Source organism: Flavobacterium sp. (genome assembly GCF_965284515.1).
GTDB lineage: Bacteria > Bacteroidota > Bacteroidia > Flavobacteriales > Flavobacteriaceae > Flavobacterium.
This window is the reverse complement of sequence record NZ_OZ260089.1, coordinates 1,427,535-1,453,068: the sequence shown is the minus strand read 5'-3', so window position 1 is coordinate 1,453,068 and position 25,534 is coordinate 1,427,535. Positions and strand designations below refer to the sequence as shown.

The following is a 25,534-nucleotide window of genomic DNA, read 5'->3' as shown; positions in this document are numbered from 1 at the left end:
CATGGGAACAGAAGATAAATTATATAACAAAATAAAACACGCCGCTGAAAACGCTGAGCAAAAAGACTTTCCAGGAATGGATAAGATTTGGGCACGTGTAGAAGAAAAATTAGACACTAATGTGGCTAAAAAAGAAACTTCAAATTGGAAAAAAATCGCAGTTGCTGCTTCAATAGTATTGGTTGGAACAATTGGATATCAATTTTATACAACTACTGAAACAGTAGAAACTCCAGTTATTGTAAACGAAACTAAAATAGAACCATTAGAAAATAATGAAGTTTTAGTGGAAACACGAGAAAATCAAATTATTAGTACAGAAGAAGCTGGTGTAATTTTGAACAACCAAATCAACAAACCAAATAACGAAGCAGTTGTCACTAATACGAAACCTATTCTTCCTAACGAAATAAGCATTGTTAATAATGATGAAATTGTAACTTATGTTAGGACTGAAAAGAAAGACAAAACTGCAGTTAAAGAACAAATTGAATTAATGCCTTTTGGGAAAAATCAAGAAGAAGAATTAACATCTAGAGGTTATTTTAATGCCGCATCAACCAATAGCCCAAAATATGCAACTGCAAAAGGAATAAAACGAGAGCAATTTGATATTGAAGCTTCAGATGAAACTCCACAAACTAAAAAACATGATGCACTTGTTATTGTAGATGGTAAAGTTACTGACGCAAGAACACTTCAAAATATTCCAATTGAAGAGGTAGATTATACTATTGTTTTAAAAGAACCATTATATATTATTAATGGCGTTCAATATTCAGAACAAGAACTTTTTGGGCCAAACCCTACAAGTCCGTATGCGCCTCTAACCAAACAAGACATAATTAAAACCGTAATCTTACAAGAAGCAGATGCTGAAAAAGAATATGGTGATAAAGGTAAAAAAGGGGTGGTAATTATAACTACTAAAGACGGTAAGCCAAAGAAATAAAATCTTCTAAATAAATCATTCGTTTAATTAAATTAAAGTATCATGAAAAAAATCAAAATCTTTTCATTAGGGATAGCTATGCTTATAACTTTCCTTAATTTCGGAACAACAAATCATTCAAATCTAGCAACAAATTACAAAACCATTACAGGAATTGTAAGCGATGCTCTTGGTCCAATTGCTGGAGTAAACGTATTGGTAAAAGGAACCAAAAATGCAACTACAACTGATTTCGATGGAAAATACAGTATTGTAGCAAACGAAGGTGACATCCTAGAATTTACGTATACAGGAATGAAAAAGGCAAGTCTTTCTGTTGGAAAATCAAACATCGTAAATGCCTTTCTAACTGAAGATATTTTATCTGGAAGTGAAGTGATAGTGGTAGGTTCAACTAGTATTAAAAAAAGAGTTGACCAACAAACATCATCAACTCAAATTGTAAAAGCAGAAACAACATCAAAAGGATATGTTGGAAATGCTATTTTAGATGATAGCGCACCTGCATATTATCAAAACCAAAATATTTCACAACCATTATCTGGAAAAGTATCAGGTTTACAAATAAATACAACTAATAATGGTGTAAATCCTACCACTAGAATTGTACTTAGAGGAAATCGTTCACATTCTGCAAATAACCAAGCTTTAGTAGTTATTGACAATAAAATTACAACTGCTGAAGAGTTACAAAAATTAGCTCCTGAAAAAATTGAAGAAACACATGTTTTAAAAGGAACTCAAGGCGCTGCATTATATGGCTCTCAGGGTGTAAATGGCGTTATTATGGTCGTTACAAAAGACGGACTAAATAAAGAAGATAAAGCAAAATTCATAAGTGATATCAAGAACATCAAAAAACCTTTACCTGTAGTAGTTGAACCAAACAATGAAGACTACGAACTTTTCATTGAAAATCAATTTACAAGTCCAAAAAGTGAACCCCTTTCTACTTTCTCAATCGATGTGGATAATGCTTCATATACTAATATAAGACGTTTTATCAACCAAGGACAAAAAGTACCAAAAGATGCAGTTCGTATAGAAGAAATGATGAATTTCTTTAAATACAATTATGCACAACCTTCGTCAAAACATCCTTTTGCGATCCATACAGAATATAGCGAATGTCCATGGAATGAAAAGCACAAGTTGGTTAAAATAGGTTTACAAGGAAAAGAAATTGACAGTGATGTTTTACCCAACTCAAATTTTGTTTTTTTAATTGATGTTTCAGGTTCAATGAGCTCTCAAAACAAATTGCCTTTATTGAAAGAATCAATGAAAGTATTGGTTAACCAATTAAGAGCAAAAGACAAAGTTTCTATTGTAGTTTATGCAGGTGCAGCTGGATTAGTTTTACCACCAACTTCAGGAAACGACAAAGAAACAATCATCAAATCATTAGAAAATTTGAATGCTGGCGGAAGTACTGCTGGTGGAGCCGGAATTGAATTGGCATACAAAATTGCAGCAGAAAACTTCATTAAAGGTGGAAATAACCGTGTGATTTTAGCAACCGATGGTGATTTTAACGTGGGTGCTTCTTCAAACAAAGACATGGAAACATTGATTGAAGAAAAAAGAAAATCGGGTGTGTTTTTAACGTGTTTAGGCTATGGAATGGGAAATTATAAAGACAGTAAAATGGAAACTTTGGCCGATAAAGGAAATGGAAATTACGCTTATATTGATAACATTCAAGAAGCCAATCGTTTTCTTGGTAAAGAATTCAAAGGAAGTATGTTTACTATTGCAAAAGATGTAAAAATTCAAATTGAATTCAACCCAAAACATGTTCAAAACTATAGATTAATTGGTTACGAAAATAGAAAATTGCGTCCAGAAGATTTTAAAAACGATGCAATTGATGCTGGAGAATTAGGAAGCGGACATACCGTTACGGCTTTGTACGAAATTATTCCAACTGGTGTAGAGAGCACATTTGATAATTCAATTGATCCTTTAAAATACACGGAACAAAACACAAATTTTGAAAAATATGCAGATGAATTGGCAACGGTAAAATTCAGATACAAAAAACCAGATGGTGATAAAAGCATAGAAATGATTCAAGTAATTGAAAACAAATCAATAGCATTAGAAAAAGCTTCTGAAGATTTTAAATTTACAACCGCTGTGGCTTGGTTTGGATTAAAATTACGCGATTCTAAATTGGTAACCAATAAAACTTCAAAAGATATTAAAGCTTTAGCTTTACAAGGAAAAGCGATAGACAAAGAAGGTTATAAAGCGGAGTTCATTCGATTAATAGATGCTGTGAATTAAAAGGAATATTTTTATTTATCAAAAAACAGCGTTAATCTTAAAACACACTTAAATCACTATTTAAGTGTGTTTTTAATTATAAAAAATTAGTACATTTATTGAAAAATAAATATCTCATGAAAAAAATACTTATTGGTCTTTTAGTTCTTCTTGTTGCAATCCAATTTTTTCAAATTGACAAAACGAATCCGGTTGCAGATGAAAAATTGGACTTTCTTGTGATGAATAATACACCGCCAGAAATTGCTTCACAAATACAAGCATCTTGTTATGATTGTCATTCTAATAAGAGTAATTATCCTGCATATACTTATATTCAACCTGTTGGGTGGTTTGTAAAGAATCATATTGAAGAAGGAAAAGAACATTTAAATTTTTCTGAATTCGGAAATTATTCGGCTAAAAAACAAGCGCATAAATTAGAAGAAAGTTATGAAATGATTGAAAAAAGTGAAATGCCACTTTCAAGTTATACCATTATTCATAATGAAGCAGTTTTAGATGCAACACAAAAAGAAGTTTTAATCAGTTACTTCAAAGAAATTGAAAAAGGAATTAAAAAATAAATAGTTAACAAAAAAGCTCCAAATTATTGGAGCTTTTTTGTTAATTATATGTATTAGAGTTACTCTTTATATATTTAATTAATTCATTAAATAATGGATTAAATGTATTTCCATCAAATGCACCTACCCAAACTGTATCATAATATGTATCACCTACAAAAATCTCTTCAAAATTCTCAGGATTAATTAATTTTAATTGCAATCTATTCGACTTCTCTTTATTAGCATCAAATCTTAAAAATAAAAAATTTTTATATTTACGGTAAGCATTATTTATTCCAATGTTTCCACTTAAAGAACCTACTTCGTCCTGTTTGTTAGCTCTTATTATTTCTTTTTCTAAATCATCAAAAGTTATAACTCGCTCAAAAAAATTAATTTTTTCAGCCATCCCCTTCATATAGACACCATTTGGAACAACTAACAATGTTTTATTTGAATCTAAATCAAAAGCAATACTTTTTAATGTTTCAGATTCTTTTGATGCATTAAAATAGCCATTTTTATTTAAATCTGTTACTTTCATTACTGAACCACAACTTACTATTAATGTAGTAATAAGTAATAATAATGTTTTTTGTAATCTCATTTTTAAATTTGTTTTATTTATTGTTAATTATTTCTTCTCAAGTTCACGCATACTTTCCATTTTCTTATTCGCAAGGAAACCGTTCAAGTCTTCAAAATGTTCTACTACTCTCTTATCTTTAAATTCGAATACTTTTGTAGCCAATCCGTCTAAGAAATCTCTATCGTGAGACACTAAGATTAATGTTCCGTCAAAATCGCGTAACGCATCTTTAATGATGTCTTTCGTTTTCATGTCTAAGTGATTGGAAGGCTCATCTAAAATTAATAAGTTAACGGGTTCCAACAATAATTTGATCATTGCTAAACGTGTTTTTTCTCCTCCAGATAACACTTTTACTTTTTTCTGAATATCATCGCCTTGGAACATGAACGCTCCTAAGATGTTTTTAATTTGGGTACGAATATCGCCAACCGCAATTCTATCAATTGTTTCAAAAATTGTTCCGTTTTCATCTAATAATGAAGCTTGATTTTGAGCAAAATAACCAATTTGTGCATTGTGACCAATTTCTACACTACCGCTATTGATTTCGATTTCTTTCATAATCGCCTTAATCATAGTCGATTTTCCTTCTCCATTTTTTCCTACGAAAGCAACTTTTTCTCCTCTTTCAATTACTATATTGGCATCTTTAAAAATAACTTTTTCGCCATAGCTTTTATGTAAATCTTTAACCACAACCGGATATTGACCCGAACGAACTGAAGGTGGAAATTTTAATTTCAATGCCGAATTATCTACTTCATCAACTTCAATTGGAACAATTTTTTCCAACATTTTTACACGTGATTGCACCGATTCGGTTTTTGAGAACGTTCCTCTAAAACGATCAATAAACGCTTGGTTTTCTGCAATAAACTTTTGTTGTTCGTCGTATGCTTTTTGTTGGTGAACTCTTCTGTCTTTTCTTAATTCTAAATAATGAGAATATTTGGCTTTATAATCGTAAATTCTTCCCATTGTAACTTCAATAGTACGATTGGTAATATTATCAACAAACGCTCTATCGTGTGAAATTACCATAACTGCTTTCGCTTGATTAACTAAGAAATCTTCTAACCATTGAATACTGTCCATATCCAAGTGATTGGTTGGCTCATCTAATAGAATTAAATCGGGTTTCTTTAAAAGAATTTTAGCTAATTCAATTCGCATTCTCCAACCTCCAGAAAACTCACTTGTTGAACGATTTAAATCTTTGCGTTCAAAACCTAAACCTTTTAAAACTTTTTCAACTTCAGCTTCATAGTTCACTTCTTCAATGGCGTAGTATTTTTCAGAAAGTTCAGAAACACGCTCAATTAACTTCATGTACGCATCACTTTCATAATCGGTACGAATGGTTAATTGCTCGTTGATTTCATCCATTTCTTTTTTCATATCTAAAACTTCAGCAAACGCTTTTGAAGTTTCTTCCATAACCGTACAATCGTCGTTTGCTAACAAATGCTGTGGCAAATAAGCAATTACAGCTTCTTTTGGTGCCGAAATATTTCCGCGTGTTGGTTTATTTTGACCCGCAACAATTTTAAGCAATGTAGATTTACCTGCTCCATTTTTACCCATTAAGGCAATTTTGTCGTTTTCATTTATGGCAAAAGTTACTTCACTAAATAGTGTAGTTCCACCAAATTCTACCGCTATATCATTTACTGTAATCATTATAAAAGAGTTAAAAGTCGAAAGCTATAAGTCAAAAGACAAATAACTATAAATTTTGAAGCTGCAAAGATAGATTAATTTCGAAATGAAGCAATTGGAAAACACACTACTTTAATCCTTTATTTGCAATTATTTAAAAATGTCAATTCGAGTGTTTTTTGTGTAGTGAAACAGAACAAAAAACGTATCGAGAATCGTTTTTAGCACTAATTTTCTCTTCTCGATACATTTTCTATCAAAAATTACTCGAAGTGACGAAAATCATCATAAAAAACTAATTGCACCCAAAAAGGTTATTTACATTGATTTAACTTATGTTAATTGCTTGCATTCAAATAACTTCTTATCTTTGATTAAATCTTAAATGAAATATAAAGACATGAAAAAAATAGCAGTATTTGCATTTGCTGTAGCTTTATTAACTACAAGCTGTAAAAAAGAAGAAAAAAATGAAGTAATTGTTGAACCAACTCCAGAGGTTTCTGGTTTAAAAATCATTACTGATTCTACAAAAGTAAATTGGACTGCGTTTAAAACAACCGAGAAAATTGCAGTTGGAGGAAGTTTCAAATCAATTGAATTAAAAGATACAAAAACTGGTGAAACACCTGAAGAAGTTTTAGAAGGTGCTGCTTTTTCTATTCCTGTAAGTAGTTTGTATACAAACAATCCAGATAGAGATTCAAAACTTTTGAAATTTTTCTTTGGAACATTAAAAAACACTGAGTTATTGGCAGGAACACTAAATTTTAGAGAAGGAAAATGCTACATGACACTTACAATGAATGATGTTACTAAACAAATTGTAACTGAATATACATTTGAAAATAAGGTATTTACTTTAACTTCTACACTAAACTTGGTAGAGTTTGGTGGTGAAAAAGCAGTTGCTGCAATAAACGAAGCCTGCCTTGAATTACATAAAGGAAAAGATGGTGTTAGTAAAACCTGGGAACTTGTAGATATTAAAGGCTCTGTTCTTTTTGAATAAACACAAAAACATATTATAAAAAAACCCTGAATGTTCAGGGCTTTTTTATGTTAAAGATTCATCTTAAAATCTTCAATGACTTGTTCTGCTAATGGCAGTTCGCGCTCTTCTATGAAAAGCTCTACTGCTAAGCCTGTATTACCAAAACCAGCTGTTCTGGCAGCTTGCATATTGTTTTTTACTACAGGAAAAATATCTATTTCCTCTAATTTTTGTTGCAATCCAATTGCTAGAATCTCACTTCCCGAAAAAATCTTTACTAATGCCATATCTCTATTTTTTTATTAACTAATCTTCAATTTCTTCATCTTTTTCTATTTCTAAAAAAAGAGGTTCAATCATTATTTTTTCTGCAAGAAATTCTACTTTTTCAGTTATTTCATTACAAAAGAAAATTCTTTGTGCTTTTCCAATACTTTCGGACATTCTATGAATTACAGTGTCAAGTCTATTTTTAAACAAAATATCTGCATCATCTACAATTACCATCAAAAGACGGTTTACATTGAAACCTGCCGTAGAAAACAACATATTTAATTTATTTGGTGTACCTATTAAGACATCAACACCCATTGAAATTTGGTTTTTATCTTCATCTAAATCGCTTTTCTCATGAACTCCATAAGCGCTTAGGTCATTGAATTTACCAAGTTGGTCAAATAACCTTACCATTTCTAATACTTGTTCTTTATCTTGAACATAAATTAATGCTCTTGGTGATTCTTCACCTTCGCATTTTAATTTTTGCAATACATTAATAACAATTGTTGTTGTTTTTCCTGATTTTCTATCCGATTGAACAATACAATCAACTCCACTTTTTATGGTAGAAAAAGAATCTCTTTGCAACTCATTTGCCTCTGTTAATCCATGCAAGATTAAACCTTGTTGTAACTCTTCGTTTATTTTTTTTAATTGCATTTTATTTTGGGTAATGGGTTTTAGGTAATTGAAAATAGGGCTAACTATTGCCGATAAACAATATCCTTTTACCTAATTTATTTACTTGCGAATAATTTTACATCTTGTTCTGAAATTTCAGTTCCGCCAAGAATAATTAAACGCTCAATTACATTTCTTAATTCTCTAATATTACCTGTCCAATCATATTCTTGTAACAATTGAATTGCTTTTTTAGAAAACACTTTTTCAACTATACCTTGTTCTTCGGCAATTTTGGTTGTAAAATGTTCAATAAGCATTGGAATATCTTCTCTACGCTCATTTAAGGCTGGTACTTTTATTAATATTACAGCTAAACGATGGTACAAATCTTCGCGAAAGCGTCCTTCTTCAATTTCTTTTTTTAAATCTTTGTTAGTTGCTGCAACCACACGAACATCAACTTTAATATCTTTATCTGCACCAACTCTTTGAATTAAATTTTCCTGTAATGCACGAAGTACTTTTGCTTGTGCAGGCAAACTCATATCGCCTATTTCATCTAAGAAAATAGTTCCTTTATTTGCAGCTTCAAACTTTCCTGCTCTATCTTTAACTGCCGATGTAAAAGCACCTTTAACATGACCAAACAATTCACTTTCTATCAATTCAGAAGGAATTGCGGCACAGTTTACTTCTATTAACGGATTTGCGCTACGATCACTTTTTTCGTGTAATTGATGGGCTACTAATTCTTTACCTGTTCCATTAGGCCCCGTAATTAAAACTCTAGCATCTGTAGGAGCAACTTTATCAATCATTGTTTTTATATGATTTATGGCCTCACTATCTCCTATCATTCTATAGTTTTTGCTGACTTTCTTTTTTAGAATTTTATTTTCAACAACTAACTGTTTTCTGTCTAATGCATTTCTAACCGTGTTTAACAACCTGTTTAAATCTGGCGGTTTAGAAATATAATCAAAAGCACCTAAACGCATTGTATTAACAGCAGTTTCTAAATCTCCATGACCTGAAATCATAACCATAGGAGTTTCAGGCTTTATTTTTTTAGCAGCTTCTAAAACTTCAACACCATCCATTTTCGGCATTTTAATGTCGCAAAGCACTAAATCGTAATCTTCATTTTTGATTTTTTCAATTCCCTGTAAACCATCTTCTGCTTCATCAACCTGATAAGTATCGCTTTCTTCAGAAAGAATTTTAGTTAAAACTCTTCTAATCGCTGCTTCGTCTTCAATTACTAATATTTTTGGCATTCTAAATTTTTTATTTTTTTAATAATTACAAAAACTATGCCTTTGTAATAACATGAATATCTCTCTGCGGAAATGGAATGGAAACGTTATTTGCTCTAAAAGCAGCATCAATTCTAAACCTTAAATCACTTTGAATTCCTGGACTATTCATTCCATTATCTACATAAAAGTATAATGAAAAATTTAGTGATGAGTCTGCAAAGTCTTCAAATAGGACTATTGGTTTAGGTTCTTTTACTACTTCTGGGGTTTCTTCAGCACATTCCAATAATATTTTTTTTACTATCTGCACATCGCTTCCATAAGCTACACCAACATTCACTTGTTCTCTATTAGTAAAACTATTTTGTGTCCAATTAAACAAAGTATCTAACATAAATTTATGGTTGGGAATAACCATAACTCTATTGTTACGCGTAACAACCCTTGTTGTTCTTAATTTTATTTCTAAAACTTTTCCAACCCTTCCATCTACTTCTACAATATCACCAACATGTAAAGATTGATCAATAATAATTAGAATTCCTGAAATAATATCTTGAAATAATTGCTGTAATGCAAAACCTAAACCTACTAATAAAGCTGCAGACGCAGTTAAAAGTACACTCATATCAACTCCAGAAACATCAAGTGCAAAAATGAATGCAAAAATAAATACGATATATCTTATGAACTGAAAAAAACTAATGAATTTATTTTTTTCTTCTTTAGGCAACTTTCTAGTTAAAAAAATTCTAATTGCTTTTAAGATTAATCCAGTAGTAATTAATACAACAACCAATAAAGTAATGGTACCAATTGTTATGTCAATCTCTTTTCCGTCAATAATCTTAAAGTTTAAAATCTCTTTAATAGTTTCAATCATATTTTAGTATTTTAACCATTTGTATAGCTCTTTCCAGGTTGGTTTTTTTCCGTACATTAAAATACCTACTCTGTATATTTTAGCAGCAAACCACACTACAAAGATAAACGTTCCAAACAATAAAACGATAGAAAGTATCAATTGCCATAAAGGAACTCCAAATGGAATACGCATTAACATAACAATTGGCGATGTTAAAGGAATAATAGAAAATACTGTTGCTACCATTCCGTGCGGATCATTAATAACTGTAAAGAAACCAACATAAACACCTAGCATTAATGGCATGATTACAGGCAACATAAATTGTTGAGAGTCGGTTTCAGAATCAACTGCAGCTCCGATAGCTGCATAGAACGAACTATATAAGAAATAACCACCTATGAAATAAATGATAAAACAAGTTACTAATGTTCCTAATGGTAAATTCCAAATTTCATTAAAATACAATTGAATTTTAGAAATAGCTTCAGTTGATTGTGCTGCTTCCATCATCTCTGGAGTTAAACTTGAACTTGCTCCCATTTGTATTCCAAAAAATGTTTGTGCTACAAAAAATAAAATTGTTCCTACAATAGCCCAAATAATGAATTGTAAAATTCCTGCTAATGAAGTTCCAATGATTTTACCCATCATAAGTTGAAAGGGTTTAACCGATGAAATGATGATTTCGATTATACGATTGGTTTTTTCTTCAATTACACTTCTCATAACCATATTACCGTATATAATGATAAACATCATAATTAAGTAACCAAATATTCCTCCAATACCTACTTTAATTTCGTTTAATCCTTTTAAGCTTTCTCCTCCCGAAAACTTTGATAATTTTAAAGTTGAATCCGCTTTAGCTTTATCAATTTTATCTGCGTCTAGACCCAGTGTTTTTAATCTATCAGATGTAAGGGTGGAATCTACCACTTTTTCAACTTTAGAAATGAATTCTAAACTTGGGCTATCTTCAGAAATGTATTCCACTTTATCTAATAACAACTGTAATGAATCTACTTTTGGTATAAACAGTAAACCTTCATAATTATTATTAGCAGTGTCTTTTGCAACATCAATTGGCATTAAAGACAAATCGATATAATGCGTATGTTTTGTGTTTTTAAAATTATTTTTCAACAATCCGCTTTCGTCATGAATAGCGATTTCTGTAATAGAATCTTTATTCATACTTGACAGGTATCCAATTAAAAAAGACATCCCTACAAATAAAAGTGGCCCTAGGAAAGTCATCACAATAAATGACTTATTACGAACTTTCGCTATGAATTCTCTTTTTATAATTAAACTTAAAACGTTCATATATTCTTTATTTTAATTGGCGATTTATTTACTAACTGATTGAATAAAAATATCATTTACACTTGGTATTTTCTCAACAAAATGAGTTACTTGACCAAAATTGGTTAAAATTGACAACAGTTCATTTGAGTTTAAATTCCCTAACTCTACTTCAAGTTTAATATCTTCATTCAATGATTTAAAATTAGTAGGTCCAACTTTAAATTTTTGAGTTAACTGAACCATTAAACCTTCAATATTTTGAGTTAAAATTCCGACTTGGAAAGTATTTGATCTGTATTGTCTTTTAACTTCAGATAGTTTTCCTTCGATTAATTTATTAGATTGATGAATTAATGCAATATAATCACACATTTCTTCGACACTTTCCATTCTATGTGTTGAAAAGATAACTGAAGTTCCGTTTTTATTCAATTCAATTATTTCGTCCTTAATTAAATTTGCATTTACGGGGTCAAAACCAGAAAATGGTTCATCAAGAATTAATAATTTTGGTTTGTGTAGAACAGTTACCACAAACTGAATTTTTTGAGCCATTCCTTTTGAAAGTTCTTGGATCTTTTTGTCCCACCAACCTTCAATTCCTAGCTTTTCGAACCAATATTTCAATTGTTTTTTAGCTTCTTGGTAAGAAAGTCCTTTTAACTGAGCTAAATACAAACATTGTTCCCCTACTTTCATGGACTTATACAGTCCTCTCTCTTCAGGCAAATAACCAATATATTGAACATCATCTGGCATTAATTTCTTACCATCCAAAAATACTTCTCCAGAGTCTGGCATTGTAATTTGATTGATGATACGAATTAAAGTCGTTTTACCAGCTCCATTTGGACCTAACAAACCATAAATACTTCCTTTAGGTACCTCTAAAGAAACATTACTTAAGGCATTATAATTGCCAAATTGTTTAACTACGTTTTGAACTTTTAAAATAGAATCCATTCTAAAATTTTTAAGTGATGTAAATTAGTACGAAAAGCAAGCCTTTTGTTACAAAAAAACCCACCCTATTTTGCAATAGGATGGGAAAATTGCTATGAAAAAGAAAATTCACTTTTTAATGCAAAAAAGTGAATTCCAAATGTATATAATTTTATTGAATTATGAAAACATATCTTTTACTTTCTCAAAAAAAGACTTATCTGACTTTTCTGGATTTGGAATAAAATTCTCATCATTCAACATTTTTTCAAAAAAATGTTTCTGTTCTTTATTTAAAGTTTTTGGAGTCCAAACATTAACATGAACCAGTAAATCACCAGTTCCATAACTATTTATACTTGGCACACCTTTACCCTTTAGTCGTAAAATTTTACCCGACTGAATTCCTTCATCAAGTTTAATTCTAACTTTCCCCGAAACAGTTTCAATTTCTTTAGAAATTCCCAAAGCGGCTTCAGGAAAACTTACATACAAATCATAATGTAAATTTTCACCTTCACGTTTTAAAAATTCGTGTTCTAACTCTTCAATTGCAACAATTAGATCTCCAGAAACACTATTTGAACCCGGAGCTTCGTTTCCTTTACCGGAAACTTTTAACTGCATTCCGTCAACTACACCAGCAGGGATTTTAATAGAAACAGTATCATCTTGAAGTATCATTCCTTGCGCATCTGCACCTTGAGGTTTATTGTCGAGCATTTGTCCAGCTCCACCACAAGAAGTACATGTAGTTGCAGTTTGCATTCTTCCTAAAATGGTATTCGCAATTTTCATTACTTGACCGCTACCGTTACAAGTAGGACATGTTCTATACGTTACGCCTTGTGCTTGGACTTTACGCTTTACTTTTACTTTCTTCTCAACACCGTTAACAATTTCTTCTAAAGTTAGTCTTACTTTAATACGTAAATTACTTCCTTTTACACGTCTTTGACCACCGCCAAATCCGCCTCCAAAACCACCTCCACCTCCGAAAGCACTTCCGAAAATATCACCGAATTGACTGAAAATGTCGTCCATATTCATATGTCCGCCACCGCCATAACCGCCTCCTGCACCATCAAATGCTGCATGACCGTATTGATCGTATTTTGCTTTTTTATTAGGGTCGCTTAACACTTCGTATGCTTCAGCGGCTAATTTAAAGTTCTCTTCTGCAGAAGCATCACCAGGATTTTTATCAGGGTGAAACTCGATTGCCTTTTTTCTATAAGCTTTTTTTATTTGGGAAGCATCAGCACTTTTGCTAATACCTAATATTTCGTAAAAATCTTTTTTCATTCTCTAAGTTAAATTCATTAAAAAAGCAAAACGGGATTATTGACCGATAACTACTTTTGGGAAACGGATAATTTTATCTCCCAATTTATATCCTTTTTCAAGCACATCTACAATTTTACCTTTCAGGTCGTCTGAAGGAGCTGGAATTTGAGTAATCGCTTCTGCAAAATCTGCATTAAAAACATCTCCTATCCTAACTTCAACCTCTTCTAAACCTTTAGAAACTAAAGTGTTTTTTAATTTTTCATGAATGAGCTCAACTCCCTTAACAATAGCTTCGTCTTCAGATTTAACAATTTGTGTCATAGCTCTGTCAAAATCGTCCATTACTGGCAACATGGCCTGTAAAACTTCTTGATTTGCAGTTTTAAACAAATCTATACGTTCTTTTGCCGTTCTTCTTTTGTAATTTTCAAATTCTGCAAATAATCTTAAATGCTTATCTTTTTCTTTTGCTAAATCTTCCGTAAGCTGCTCTTCAACAGTTAATTCTGGCTGTTGTACTTCTTGATTTTCTGAAACATTCTCTTCTTGTACAATTTCTTTCTCAATGTTTTCAGTATTATCCTGACTCATATATTTGCGTATTTTTTTAAACATTTTACTATTTTAAATATAATTGCAAATGTATTGCCAAATGTTTAAAAATGTCAAATTGTCATATAGTCTTTTTTAATTTAAAAAAAGTGACTATATTTATTGGAACTTAATACTTTATATATTGAGTGAAGTTTTTATTTAACCTTAATATTGATTCTATGAAAAAAATTTTGTTATTAGGAATTGGAGTTTTATTATTTGTAAGCTGCAAAAAAGAAGAAAAAATTGAACCCACAACTGTAGAAACTGGTATTAGCGGTATGTTTATTACAGATTCTACCTCAACTTTAAACTGGACTGGATCTAAGCAAACCGGTAAACATAGTGGAACTATTAAAATTAAAACCGGGGGATTTACTGTTGAAAATGGTAAAATAACTGATGGCAAATTTACCATTGATATGAATTCTATTTCAGTAGATGATTTAGAAGGTGATGATAAAATAAATTTAGAAGAACATTTAAAAGGAACTAAACCAGACGTTGTAGATCATTTTTTTAATGTTGTAAAATACCCTGAAGCGACTTTTATAGTTACTGGTTTTATGAATGAAAATGGATCTGATATGCTTGAAGGAGATTTAACCATAAAAGATAAAACAAATAAAGTAAAGTTTGCCGTTTCATTAACAGAAGCAGATGGCTTTGTAACTATGAGTTCACCAGAATTTAAAATTGATAGAACGCAGTGGGGAGTAAATTATGGTTCAAAATCAATATTTAGTGATTTAGGAGACAAATTTATCAATGATGATATTGCACTACAAATTAACATGAAAGCAAAAAAATAGTACCTTATTAAAATAAAAAAAAGCACTCAATGAGTGCTTTTTTTTATTTTAATAAATCTTGAAGCGCTTTATCTAATGCTGCATATTTAAATTGAAAACCTTTATCTAAAAGTTTTCTTGAACTTACATTTTGACTTGAGAATAAAATTTCATGCATTTCACCAAGAAGTAATTTCATTACAAATTTTGGAATATTTGGCAAAAACAAAGGCTTATTAAGTTGTTTTGCAATTGCTTTAGTTAACTCTTTATTTGTTACAGGATAGGGAGAAACTGCATTATAGACTCCTTCAAGTTTATGTGTAATTGCAAAATAGAAAACATTAACTAAATCTTGTAAATGTATCCAAGATTGGAATTGCTCACCTGTTCCGAAAGAAGAACCTAAACCGTACCTAATAGGTTGTGTCATTTTTTGAAGCGCACCACCCTCTTTTGCTAAAACAATACCTATTCTTATTTTTAAAACTTTTATTGATAATTTTTCAAATTCTGCAACTTCATTTTCCCAGTGATTAACTACTCTACCTAAAAATGAATCATCTACTTTGCTAAAATCTTCTTGATATACTTGATTTAGACTATTGGGATAAATCCCAATAGCAGAAGCTGAAATAACTTGCTTTACTTGATGATTTATTTTATCTAAAGTTTTATATAATAACTTTGTAGATTTAACTCTACTTTCAATAATTTCTTGTTTATAACTATTTGTCCAGCGACTTGCTACATTTGCTCCTGCTAAATGTACAATAACATCAACCTCATCAAAAGCATTTTCATTTATTTCACCAGCAATAGGATTCCAAAAAAAACCTTTGTAATTGGTTTCATTAGCTATTTTGTTTCTAGAAGTTGTCAAATAATTTACTGATATGCCATTTTGTAAAAGAATTTTTATCAATCCATTACCAACTAATCCAGTTGCACCTGTTATTAAAACTTTCATTAGAAATTATTTTCTTCAAAGTTACAAATGAAAAGAGGTAATTAAAAGGTAATTAACTTATCTTAACAGTTGTTGAAAAAAACTATTTACGAACTCTAATAGACCATTCAAATTGCATTTCTGAAACTTGTTCCCCGTTTTCATTTACACCAACTGAAGTTAACCAAATAGTTTGCCCTTCCATTGAATCAATAGCTTCTTGTATTACTTCTTTAATTAAGTCTCCTTGATTGCAAGTAAAAGTAATTCTTCCCGTAGCCTTTTTTGTAAAAGTAGATTTATTATTAGCTACTAACATTGATATACTTTTACCACTTTTCTTTACTTGAAGCATAACTAATGCCCCAGTAGTGAATTCAGCCGCCATTGCTTGAACCGCAAAATACATAGAATTAAATGGATTTTGGTTGAACCATCTATATTTAACAGTAGCCTCACATTTCACTTCAGTAATAGATTTTACTCTAACTCCGCTCCAAAATGCAGATGGTAATTTAAAGAATATAAATGTGTTTAATTTTGAGGGAGTAAATTTCATTTTATCAATATTTTTTGTAAAAATACAAAAAATACTATGCATACCTATAATTTTTAAAAATGTTAAATTTATGTTAAATTTAAGTACTATGTGTTACATAATACCTTTTTTTAGACATATATTTGTATAAGAAATTAATAGCTATAGTATAATTATGGAAACTTCAAACGAAAAAAGCACTGCTACATTAATACATTTAACAACATTATGTCAATACATAATACCTTTTAGCAATTTTATTTTACCATTATTAATATGGTCAAATAAAAAAAATGATTCAAAGTTTATTGATCATCATGGAAAACAAGCATTAAATTTTCAATTAAGTATATTATTATACACAGTTGTCTTTTTAATAATTGCAGTACCTACATTTATATTATGGTTAATTAATATAATTGATATTTCGAAAGTTAACGAGCGTGAAATGTTTTTAAATGAAATAATAACAAATCAAAATATAACTGGGTATGCTATTTTAGGTTTTATAGCCATTTTGATATTATTCTTTGTTAAGCTTAGTGAGTTTTTCTTAATAATATATGCTTCGGCTAAAACATCAAACGGAGAATATTATAAATATCCATTAACAATACCGTTTTTAAAATAAATCATCAATTCAATCAAAAATCAAAAAATGAACAGTTTAATCAAAAAAATCAAAAAGTATTATGAACATTGAAAACACAAAAGCTCAAATGAGAAAAGGTGTTTTGGAATTTTGCATCCTATCTGTCTTAAAAGAAAAAGATGCTTACACTTCTGAAATACTTGAAACTCTTAAAGAAGCAAAGCTACTAGTTGTTGAAGGAACAGTTTATCCTTTACTAACACGACTAAAAAACGATGGCTTATTAAGTTATCGCTGGGAAGAGTCAACATCTGGACCGCCAAGAAAATATTATGGCCTAACAGAAGATGGCAAAGAATTTTTATTAGAATTAAATACAACCTGGACAGAACTATCTGATGCGGTAAATATTATAACAAGTCAAAACTAAAAGTCATGAACAAAACAATAAGTATAAATTTAGGAGGTTATTTTTTTCATATAGATGAAGATGCCTATCAAAAGTTATCAAGATACTTTGATGCCATAAAACGTTCACTTTCTTACGAAGGTAGAGATGAAATTATTAAAGACATTGAAAGTAGAATTGCTGAACTTTTTCAAGAGCGTTTACAAAACGAAAAACAAGTTGTTGGAATTAAAGAAATCGATGAAGTAATTTCTATTATGGGACAACCTGAAGATTATAAAATTGATGAAGACACTTCTTCAAATTATAATTCTGATTTTTCTAGTACTAGATCATATTCAAATACTAGAAAACTTTATAGAGACAAAGATAATTCAATGTTAGGTGGAGTTATATCAGGACTTGGTCATTATTTAGGTATAGATCCTTTATGGTTAAGAATAATCATGGTAATATTATTTTTCGGATTTGGAACTGGTTTATTAATCTATATTATTTTATGGATTTTAGTACCCGAAGCGATAACAAACAATCAAAAATTAGAAATGAAAGGGGAACCAATAAATATTTCTAATATTGAAAAAAAAGTAAAAGAAGGATTTGATGATATAACTGGAAAAATAAACAATTTGGATCATCAAAAAATTGCTAATACTGCGAAATCAGGAGCAAATCAAGTTGCTTCAACGATAGGAGATCTATTTTTAACAATTTTCAAAGCATTTGCAAAAATAATTGGTGCTTTTATGATGTTCTTTTCATCAATGGCCTTATTGGGAATCACTATAGCGTCAATCATAATGATATTTTCTTCTTCATTATCAGACAAAATGAAATTCAATTTTATGGATACACCATTTGATTCAGATGTTCCATTTTGGTTACAAGGAATTTTATTACTGTTTACCGTTGGAATACCATTCCTGTTTTTAATTATTTTAGGTTTAAAACTATTATTAAACAACATGAAGCCAATGGCTAATTATGTAAAATATGGTTTAATTGCTATTTGGGTAATTGCTTTAAGCGCTAGTATCTATCTAGGAATACAACAAGCAAAACAGGTTGGTTTTAAAGGCAAAGTGGTTCAAAAAGAATATTTAAACATTCAGTCTACTGATACACTTTTTATAAAAATGGAAATAAATGATTTCTATACGAAAAATGTAAATAGAAGAAGAAATGCAGAGTACACTCACGATGAACAAAATAATGAAATTATTTATTCAACAAATGTAAGGTTACATTTAATGAGAACTGATAAAGACGTTCCTTATTTCCAAATTGAAAAAACAGCAGATGGAAAATCTATTAATGAAGCTAAAAACAGAGCTGAAAAAATAAATTATCATTTTGAGGTTAAAGGGAATAAAATTAACTTAGATAATTATTTAACTACAGGTTTTAAAAATAAATACAGAGACCAAGAAGTACATGTTTATCTTTATTTACCAAATGGATTTGTAATATTTCCAGATGAATCAATAAGTGATTACTTAACATCTAACAATTCAGATATTGGGAAATATTATGGTCATGAAGGATACTTTTACAAAGTTAATGGCTCTGAGTTAGATTGTTTAAATTGTATTGAAGAAAATGATGGAATTGAAATCAATGAAGACATTAATTCAAATGCATCAACAACACTATATTATGATGAAAATGGTGTTTTAGTAAAAAAAGTCATCAATTCTGAAAAAACAATTGAAGAAATTAAAGATGAAATAAAATCTGAAATTCAAAAAATCAAAGTAGAAATCAACTAAATTAACTAAAAATGAAAACAGCAATTAAATTATTCTCTTTATTATTAATCATTGGATTTACTTCATGTAAAAGTGATATTAATTTTGGAAAAGGTATTGACGGAAGTGGAAATGTTATAACTGAAAAAAGAAATATTAGTCAAAAATTTACTAAAATTTCAACAAGTTCAGGTGTTAATGTTATTTTAGAACAAGGAAGTCCAACTATGGTTGAAGTAGAAACAGATGATAATTTAATTGAACATGTTGTTACTGAAGTAGAAAATGGAACATTAGTAGTAAAAATACAAGGTAACATTAGTATGATGACTTCAATAAACGTAAGAATTAAAACAGAAACAATCTCTAGTTTAGAATCATCAAGTGGTTCGTCAATAAAATCTAAAAATACAATTAACGGTTCCTCTATAGCCTTAAAATCGAGCAGTGGAAGTGAAATTAAAGTTGATTTAGAGTATGAAAGTGTAAGCTGTGAATCTTCAAGTGGAAGCGAAATTAAGGCCTCTGGAAAAACATTGCGTTTAGAAACTAAATCATCTAGTGGAAGTGAAATTGACGCGAGTAATCTTGCAGCAAACGAAGTTTATGCACAATCTACTAGTGGAAGTTCTACAACTGTAAATCCTATTGTAAAATTAGATGGAAAAGCTTCAAGCGGAAGTTCTATTGATTATATTAAAGAGCCTAAAAAAGTAACAAAAGAAGAAACCTCGGGCGGAAGAGTGGATAAGGAATAATTCCATTAAGCTTGTCTTTAACAAACAATTAATATTTAATTAACAGCATTAAAATTACAATTAATTAAATTTACGTTTTAATAAAAAAATCTAAAGTCATGATAAAACTAGTTGTCCAAATAATAGAATTTGTATTTACGTTTATCATTAACATTATACAATCAATATTTTAATTAATACAAAATTCAAACATCAGTTCTTTCACTGATGTTTTTTTTTATATTTGTCGCACAAGTAATTTAATATTATTTCAAAATAATATAAATGGAATGATTATTGAATTAGCATACAAAACAAATAAATTCATTAGAATGAAAAAAATTACACTTATATTTTTATTAGTATTATCTACTTCATTAACATTTGGTCAAAAAAAAGAAAGAATTAAAGGTTCTAAAATTGTTACTTTAAGCATCAAAAAACTTGAAAATTTTCAGAATATAGATATTGAAGACAACTTAGAAATATATTTGGTAAAAGCAGATTCTGCATCTTTAGAAATTGAAGCAGATGATAATTTGCACGATGTAATAAATTATACTGTTTTAGGAAATACTTTAAGAATAAATTCGCTGAAAGATGTTTACGGAGAAAAGAAATTTTCAATTAGAATTAATTATACTGATAATTTAAAACTAATTACCGCAAAACATGACACTAAGCTTCATGCTTTAGCAGACATTGAATTAGAAAACATTACAATTAAAAACTATGACAATTCACGTTCATTTTTAAATGTAAAGTCAAAACTTTTTGCCATCATGCTAAATGATAAGTCAGAAGCTGAATTAAATATTAAAGCAGACAACACAACTATTGAGGTTAGTAAAGATGCAGAAGTAAAAGCATTAATTGCTTCGCCGATAGTTAAAATTGATTTATACCAAAAAGGAAAAGCGATAATTGAAGGTGATGCAGCTTCGGCAAAAGTAAGGTTAGATAATAGTTCAGACTTAATCGCTAAAAACTTTACTATTTCAAATTTAGAAATTACAACAGAGAGCTATTCTAAAGCAATTGTAAATGTTGCTAAAAATATTAAAATATCTGCTGCAGGAAAATCAGAAATTGAATTACTTGGTGAACCAAAAATTGAAATTATAAAATTCACTAACAATACAACTTTGTATAAAAAAGAAAAGTAATAATCTCTTTAAAATCAACATAAAAAAATACCGAATTAATTTAATTCGGTATTTTTTTTATCTATTAATTTAAAAATTAATCTTTAGAAGCTAAATATCGCTCTGCATCTAATGCAGCCATACAGCCTGTACCAGCAGCAGTAACCGCTTGTCTATAAACATGATCTGCAGCATCTCCACCAACAAAAACACCCGCTACATTTGTTTTAGAAGTTCCTGGGATGTTTTTAATATAACCTGTTGCGTCTAAATCTATATAATCCTTAAAAATATCAGTATTTGGTTTATGACCAATAGCTACAAAAAATCCAGTTGCAGGAATTTCTGTTAACTCTCCAGTAACATTGTTTTTTAGTCTTACACCTGTAACCACTTGCCCATCTCCTAAAACCTCATCCGTTTCAGTATTGTACATAATGGTAATGTTTTCTGTTTTACGTACTCTTTCAGCCATAATTTTAGAGGCTCTAAATTCATCTCTTCTTACAACCATTGTAACTTTAGTACACAGTTTAGATAAATAATGAGCTTCCTCACAAGCACTATCACCTGCTCCAACAATTACAACTTCTTGATTTCTGTAAAAGAACCCATCACAAACTGCACAAGCAGATACTCCACCTCCTAATTGTAGGTATTTTTGTTCAGAAGGCAATCCTAAATATTTAGCAGAAGCTCCTGTAGAAATAATTACCGTTTCACAGTGTATTTCTTTTGTATCGTTAATCCAAACTTTGTGAACATCGCCGCTAAAGTCAACTTTTGTTGCCCAACCATCGCGAACATCAGTTCCAAAACGTTCTGCTTGACCTTGTAATTGAATCATCATTTCTGGTCCCGTAACACCATCTACATAACCAGGAAAGTTCTCAACTTCATTAGTAGTTGTTAATTGACCACCAGGCTGAGTTCCTTGATATAAAACTGGGTTCATATTTGCTCTAGCAGCATAAATTGCTGCAGTATAACCAGCAGGACCTGAACCTATAATTAAGCATTTAACTTTTTCAATTGTATCTGACATAATTGTATTGTATTGTTTATAAAGTTCAAAAGTAATAAATTTGAAAGTATTGAAGTGTTATATAAATTACAAAAAACCAATTTAACTATAATTTAATTTTATAATACTCTGTATATCTTAAAACAATTTAACTATTTCCAAGCATAATAACAACTTTGACTGTAAAGTCCTCTGAGATTTTTATCAGAAATCCAATCGTAATTTGTTTTGATGAAATTTTCGAATACAGAAAAAGTAATAAACTCAATTTCGTTTTCTTTTTTTACAGGATTATCATAAACGAAATCGTTAGCCAATTTATTTACTTTTTTACATAATTTATCACATGCGTTTAATTCTGACGGAGTCAGATTAGGATATTTAGCTAATAATCTATCGTTTATTTCTAGCAACCAATTCTTTCCAAATTCCATTGAAAAATTTAATCCTGAATTTAATATTTCATTTGATAACTTCATTTTAAATGATTTCCTAAAATTCTTTATAATTTACATGTGATATATTTTAATTTAAATGATTTTCTTTACAATCATCTATTAAAATTTCAGAATTAAATTCGAGTCCGTCTTTAAAATAAATTAAGTTACCAAGATAATTAAGACTATCATTTTTACACTGTTTTAACTCAAAATAAGCCATTTTTTGCTCTTGATAATTATCTAATTCTTCACTACTAAATCCGCCCGGATCTTCTTTATTTTCTATGAAATGTTTTGTTCCATTACTAAAACCCCAAGCAGTAGTATATACGTAAAAACGTATTCTGTTTTCCTCAATGTTGTTTTTATTCCAAACAAACTGATTATTCATATCTTGAAGAACTTTATTTTTTATACTCTTATTTAATGAATCTCTGTCTTCTATAGGATACTTTACTAAATACAAATTAGGATATACTTTTGATTGTATAAATTCCATTTTCTCAAAAAAGAGTTTATGAATCAATCCCGATAAAAGCATAAGAACAACAAACGTAAAAGCATAGATTCTTCTCATTCTATTATTGAGAATCCATTTGAAAATTTTGAAGATTATATATAAAAATACAATAATCAATATCAGTAAAAAAAGCACTAATACTATTTCCATAACTCAAGACAATCTAATTAGTTTAAGGACTTCCATTTCACCTAAAAGCATTTAATTCATCATAAGTTAAAGGAAAACCAGTTTCACACGGCGTCATAGCATGCGGAAATGATGGTGTAATTGTAACACCTTCTTTGGTTAAAACCCAAGAAGAATATTCCCATAACTCTTCTCCTTGTGTAAAATATTCGCATTCAACTTGCTGTTCTGAATCGTTATCATACTTTTCTTTTAGTAACTGATAATGATTTAAAGTAGGATAAATGTCGGTTAATTTATGAAGTTGAAGGTTGTTTTTATAATCGAAATTATATCCTAAAGTATTATAACTAGGATGTGCACCACCACAATAAATATTTGAATATTCGCTAAAACTAATGTATTGATTACTGACTAATTCAATTTCAGTATTTATATCTGCCCAATCGCATTCTAGTCCAATTATAGCATAATTTGTATGGATAGAATCCAATTTTTGATTCAAAAATTCCCGCTGAGAATTTGTAAAACCATTACCTAATCTAAAAAGTGTTTTTTTAGAATATTTTTCGGTAAACCAAACCAATTCTTTTTTATCGTAAGTAGCTATACTATCTCTAATAAATTCTAATTTTAGTAATTTGAATTCTTCAAAATTTGTTGTTGTTGGCCTTAATTTAACATTTAATTCTTTTCCTTTGTTTTGCCAAGTTCCAACTATTTTATTGTTCTTTATTGATAATAAAAAGAGCTCTTTCTTTTCTTCTTTTATGCTAAATTTTTCAAAAAGAGTTATTTCTGAATTATCATAAGTTCCTTCTAAATTAATATTTTTTAATTGAGATTTATAAAAATAAAATGCCGTTACTCTATTATCATCATAATCCATATCCAATTCTAAAAATATTGGATGTTTACCAATTTTCCCTTCATAAGTTTGTGCTTGAGAATAGACTGAATTAATAAAAAATATAATTATGAAAATGTATTTCATTTTTCTTTTCTTTTCTTTTATTCAATTTAGTTATTTCTTTTCTATATCTAGAATTTCTTTTCCATCTTGATGATCATAACTTAAACCTTTAGTCAGCTTCCATTTTCCGTTTTCTAAAATCCATAAATGAGTAAACTTTGCTGTACTTGTTAGGTATTCTGTATTGTCTTTTTCAATAGCGTAAAATTTATGTATTCCATTTTGAATAGCTCCATATAAAACTCCATTTTTCTTTAAAGGAAATATTTCTAAAGAATTTTTATCCAATACTCTTTTAGGTTTGTAATCTAATTTACAAAGTCCGTTTTCAATACTTTGAATAAATGCTGACTTTGAATTTGTAATTCCAGATTGGTCATGATAAAACTCAAAATTTTCACTAATTAAGTTTTCGAACTGTAATATATCACAATTATTAAATCCTAAATTAAACAGAAGGCTGTCTCTTTTACTTATAGTTATATAGAGTTCCGATGATTTTTCTTCTTGCGCAAAGCACATTGAATTAAGTACTAATAAAGTTAGTAAAGTATATATTTTATTCATTTAGATTATTTATAATGTTCTTTTATCTCATTGATAATATCATACACCATTTTATCATTTTTTTCTAATTCTCTTCTTTTCCAAAACGTTGTATACCAAAACTCATCGTGTTTGTTTTTTGTTTCTGCTTCGTAATATATTTTTTTAAAAAATGCTTCTTTGTCTTTTTGCTTGTTAATTGTATTATAACTGTTTGTGAAATTATTTAAGGTTTTTTCGAATAGTTTTTGATACAAACTTTTTGAAATATTTTGAAAAAAATAATTCTTGTTTTTATCAAATTCAGTTTTAAGCTTTTCAGGGTTTCTGTAGCGATTCATAAACGTAAAAATTAATTTTGAGGTAATCGCTGTTTTTTCATTATTTGATGGAAATAGTGTTTTGTAAAAATCATATTTAAAAGTAACATCATTACTATAATTAATCATGTTGCCTAATATGGCAGTAATTAATTGTGTTTTTCCCATTTTGTCAATTACGACGTCAAGTATAATATCTTCGCATTTACTATTTGCATTATTATCGTTTTCATTTATAATGTTTTGGAGACAATTATTAACAATAATGTGATCTTCTTGTTTCAGGTCCATATTTTCAAAATAATAGACAAATTCAGCATCTGAAGCAATTGATTTAGAAGAAATATTTGCATCAATTTCATATACCCTTTCTTCACTTTCATTAATTAATTCTGAAGATTTTTGCATGAAATAATAAGCATATCCAAAAAACAAAATACTTAACGTAACTAATATTATTATTGCTTTCTTCATA

Annotated in this window: 28 protein-coding genes; 10 read left to right on the top strand and 18 right to left on the bottom strand. The window is 29.4% G+C overall.

What is annotated here, in order from left to right:
- Position 1 precedes the first annotated feature (1 nt).
- The 3 genes from ACQ65T_RS06660 to ACQ65T_RS06650 all read left to right on the top strand — a co-directional run bounded on the left by ACQ65T_RS06660 (position 2) and on the right by ACQ65T_RS06650 (position 3,807).
- Entirely contained in the window at positions 2–952 is a 951-nt protein-coding gene (locus ACQ65T_RS06660) for a hypothetical protein (RefSeq protein ID WP_430400305.1), read from the top strand.
- Between the two features lie 42 nt (positions 953–994).
- Positions 995–3,241 (top strand): YfbK domain-containing protein, encoded by a 2,247-nt coding sequence (locus ACQ65T_RS06655; protein ID WP_430400304.1) that lies wholly within the window; start codon positions 995–997, stop codon positions 3,239–3,241.
- A 116-nt stretch (positions 3,242–3,357) separates the two neighbouring features.
- The gene (locus tag ACQ65T_RS06650) at positions 3,358–3,807 is read left to right on the top strand and encodes a heme-binding domain-containing protein (protein WP_430400303.1); all 450 of its coding nucleotides are present in this window, start codon (positions 3,358–3,360) and stop codon (positions 3,805–3,807) included.
- A 40-nt stretch (positions 3,808–3,847) separates the two neighbouring features.
- On the opposite strand, the gene ACQ65T_RS06645 is transcribed toward ACQ65T_RS06650, so the two are convergent.
- Both ACQ65T_RS06645 and abc-f read right to left on the bottom strand, forming a co-directional pair.
- Entirely contained in the window at positions 3,848–4,396 is a 549-nt protein-coding gene (locus ACQ65T_RS06645; protein ID WP_430400302.1) for a hypothetical protein, read from the bottom strand.
- 27 nt (positions 4,397–4,423) lie between these two features.
- Positions 4,424–6,061: a ribosomal protection-like ABC-F family protein gene (gene abc-f, locus ACQ65T_RS06640; RefSeq protein ID WP_430400301.1), complete on the bottom strand. Its 1,638-nt coding sequence runs from the start codon at positions 6,059–6,061 to the stop codon at positions 4,424–4,426.
- Positions 6,062–6,440: 379 nt separating this feature from the next.
- Between abc-f and ACQ65T_RS06635 the strand changes: the two genes are divergently transcribed.
- Positions 6,441–7,052 carry a YceI family protein gene (locus ACQ65T_RS06635; RefSeq protein ID WP_430400300.1) on the top strand — a complete coding sequence of 204 codons (612 nt, stop codon included), beginning with the start codon at positions 6,441–6,443 and terminating at the stop codon, positions 7,050–7,052.
- Between the two features lie 50 nt (positions 7,053–7,102).
- On the opposite strand, the gene ACQ65T_RS06630 is transcribed toward ACQ65T_RS06635, so the two are convergent.
- The 8 genes from ACQ65T_RS06630 to ACQ65T_RS06595 form a co-directional block, all read right to left on the bottom strand.
- Positions 7,103–7,321: a DUF2007 domain-containing protein gene (locus tag ACQ65T_RS06630; RefSeq protein WP_430400299.1), complete on the bottom strand. Its 219-nt coding sequence runs from the start codon at positions 7,319–7,321 to the stop codon at positions 7,103–7,105.
- Positions 7,322–7,340: 19 nt separating this feature from the next.
- Complete coding sequence (locus ACQ65T_RS06625) at positions 7,341–7,973, bottom strand: DEAD/DEAH box helicase (RefSeq protein ID WP_430400298.1); 633 nt, start codon at positions 7,971–7,973, stop codon at positions 7,341–7,343.
- Between the two features lie 77 nt (positions 7,974–8,050).
- Positions 8,051–9,214, bottom strand: coding sequence for a sigma-54-dependent transcriptional regulator (locus ACQ65T_RS06620; RefSeq protein ID WP_430400297.1), 1,164 nt, complete (start codon positions 9,212–9,214; stop codon positions 8,051–8,053).
- A gap of 34 nt (positions 9,215–9,248) precedes the next feature.
- The gene (locus tag ACQ65T_RS06615) at positions 9,249–10,079 is read right to left on the bottom strand and encodes a mechanosensitive ion channel family protein (protein ID WP_430400296.1); all 831 of its coding nucleotides are present in this window, start codon (positions 10,077–10,079) and stop codon (positions 9,249–9,251) included.
- Between the two features lie 3 nt (positions 10,080–10,082).
- Complete coding sequence (locus ACQ65T_RS06610; RefSeq protein WP_430400295.1) at positions 10,083–11,390, bottom strand: ABC transporter permease; 1,308 nt, start codon at positions 11,388–11,390, stop codon at positions 10,083–10,085.
- A 24-nt stretch (positions 11,391–11,414) separates the two neighbouring features.
- The gene (locus ACQ65T_RS06605) at positions 11,415–12,335 is read right to left on the bottom strand and encodes an ABC transporter ATP-binding protein (protein WP_430400294.1); all 921 of its coding nucleotides are present in this window, start codon (positions 12,333–12,335) and stop codon (positions 11,415–11,417) included.
- 159 nt (positions 12,336–12,494) lie between these two features.
- A complete protein-coding gene (dnaJ, locus tag ACQ65T_RS06600) occupies positions 12,495–13,619 on the bottom strand; it encodes a molecular chaperone DnaJ (RefSeq protein ID WP_430400293.1) in 1,125 nt (374 codons plus the stop codon).
- Positions 13,620–13,655: 36 nt separating this feature from the next.
- Positions 13,656–14,219, bottom strand: a complete 564-nt coding sequence (locus ACQ65T_RS06595) for a nucleotide exchange factor GrpE (RefSeq protein WP_430400292.1) — start codon at positions 14,217–14,219, stop codon at positions 13,656–13,658.
- 158 nt (positions 14,220–14,377) lie between these two features.
- Between ACQ65T_RS06595 and ACQ65T_RS06590 the strand changes: the two genes are divergently transcribed.
- Positions 14,378–15,010, top strand: a complete 633-nt coding sequence (locus ACQ65T_RS06590; protein WP_430400291.1) for a YceI family protein — start codon at positions 14,378–14,380, stop codon at positions 15,008–15,010.
- Between the two features lie 43 nt (positions 15,011–15,053).
- On the opposite strand, the gene ACQ65T_RS06585 is transcribed toward ACQ65T_RS06590, so the two are convergent.
- Both ACQ65T_RS06585 and ACQ65T_RS06580 read right to left on the bottom strand, forming a co-directional pair.
- Complete coding sequence (locus tag ACQ65T_RS06585) at positions 15,054–15,959, bottom strand: TIGR01777 family oxidoreductase (protein ID WP_430400290.1); 906 nt, start codon at positions 15,957–15,959, stop codon at positions 15,054–15,056.
- Between the two features lie 82 nt (positions 15,960–16,041).
- Complete coding sequence (locus tag ACQ65T_RS06580; protein WP_430400289.1) at positions 16,042–16,497, bottom strand: DUF4442 domain-containing protein; 456 nt, start codon at positions 16,495–16,497, stop codon at positions 16,042–16,044.
- Positions 16,498–16,651: 154 nt separating this feature from the next.
- Between ACQ65T_RS06580 and ACQ65T_RS06575 the strand changes: the two genes are divergently transcribed.
- From ACQ65T_RS06575 to ACQ65T_RS06555, 5 genes are all read left to right on the top strand, one after another.
- On the top strand, positions 16,652–17,107 hold the full coding sequence (locus ACQ65T_RS06575) for a DUF4870 domain-containing protein (protein ID WP_430400288.1): 456 nt from the start codon (positions 16,652–16,654) through the stop codon (positions 17,105–17,107).
- A gap of 61 nt (positions 17,108–17,168) precedes the next feature.
- On the top strand, positions 17,169–17,498 hold the full coding sequence (locus ACQ65T_RS06570; protein ID WP_430400287.1) for a PadR family transcriptional regulator: 330 nt from the start codon (positions 17,169–17,171) through the stop codon (positions 17,496–17,498).
- 5 nt (positions 17,499–17,503) lie between these two features.
- A complete protein-coding gene (locus tag ACQ65T_RS06565; RefSeq protein WP_430400286.1) occupies positions 17,504–19,246 on the top strand; it encodes a PspC domain-containing protein in 1,743 nt (580 codons plus the stop codon).
- Positions 19,247–19,257: 11 nt separating this feature from the next.
- Complete coding sequence (locus ACQ65T_RS06560) at positions 19,258–19,983, top strand: head GIN domain-containing protein (RefSeq protein WP_430400285.1); 726 nt, start codon at positions 19,258–19,260, stop codon at positions 19,981–19,983.
- Positions 19,984–20,294: 311 nt separating this feature from the next.
- Positions 20,295–21,128: a GIN domain-containing protein gene (locus ACQ65T_RS06555; protein WP_430400284.1), complete on the top strand. Its 834-nt coding sequence runs from the start codon at positions 20,295–20,297 to the stop codon at positions 21,126–21,128.
- Between the two features lie 76 nt (positions 21,129–21,204).
- On the opposite strand, the gene trxB is transcribed toward ACQ65T_RS06555, so the two are convergent.
- The 6 genes from trxB to ACQ65T_RS06525 all read right to left on the bottom strand — a co-directional run bounded on the left by trxB (position 21,205) and on the right by ACQ65T_RS06525 (position 25,533).
- A complete protein-coding gene (trxB, locus tag ACQ65T_RS06550; RefSeq protein ID WP_430400283.1) occupies positions 21,205–22,152 on the bottom strand; it encodes a thioredoxin-disulfide reductase in 948 nt (315 codons plus the stop codon).
- Between the two features lie 131 nt (positions 22,153–22,283).
- The gene (locus ACQ65T_RS06545) at positions 22,284–22,610 is read right to left on the bottom strand and encodes a hypothetical protein (RefSeq protein ID WP_430400282.1); all 327 of its coding nucleotides are present in this window, start codon (positions 22,608–22,610) and stop codon (positions 22,284–22,286) included.
- A gap of 46 nt (positions 22,611–22,656) precedes the next feature.
- Positions 22,657–23,148: a hypothetical protein gene (locus tag ACQ65T_RS06540; protein WP_430400281.1), complete on the bottom strand. Its 492-nt coding sequence runs from the start codon at positions 23,146–23,148 to the stop codon at positions 22,657–22,659.
- Positions 23,149–23,278: 130 nt separating this feature from the next.
- Entirely contained in the window at positions 23,279–24,214 is a 936-nt protein-coding gene (locus tag ACQ65T_RS06535) for a hypothetical protein (protein WP_430400280.1), read from the bottom strand.
- Positions 24,215–24,244: 30 nt separating this feature from the next.
- Positions 24,245–24,760, bottom strand: coding sequence for a nuclear transport factor 2 family protein (locus ACQ65T_RS06530; RefSeq protein WP_430400279.1), 516 nt, complete (start codon positions 24,758–24,760; stop codon positions 24,245–24,247).
- Positions 24,761–24,765: 5 nt separating this feature from the next.
- Entirely contained in the window at positions 24,766–25,533 is a 768-nt protein-coding gene (locus ACQ65T_RS06525; RefSeq protein ID WP_430400278.1) for a hypothetical protein, read from the bottom strand.
- Position 25,534: the final 1 nt, after the last annotated feature.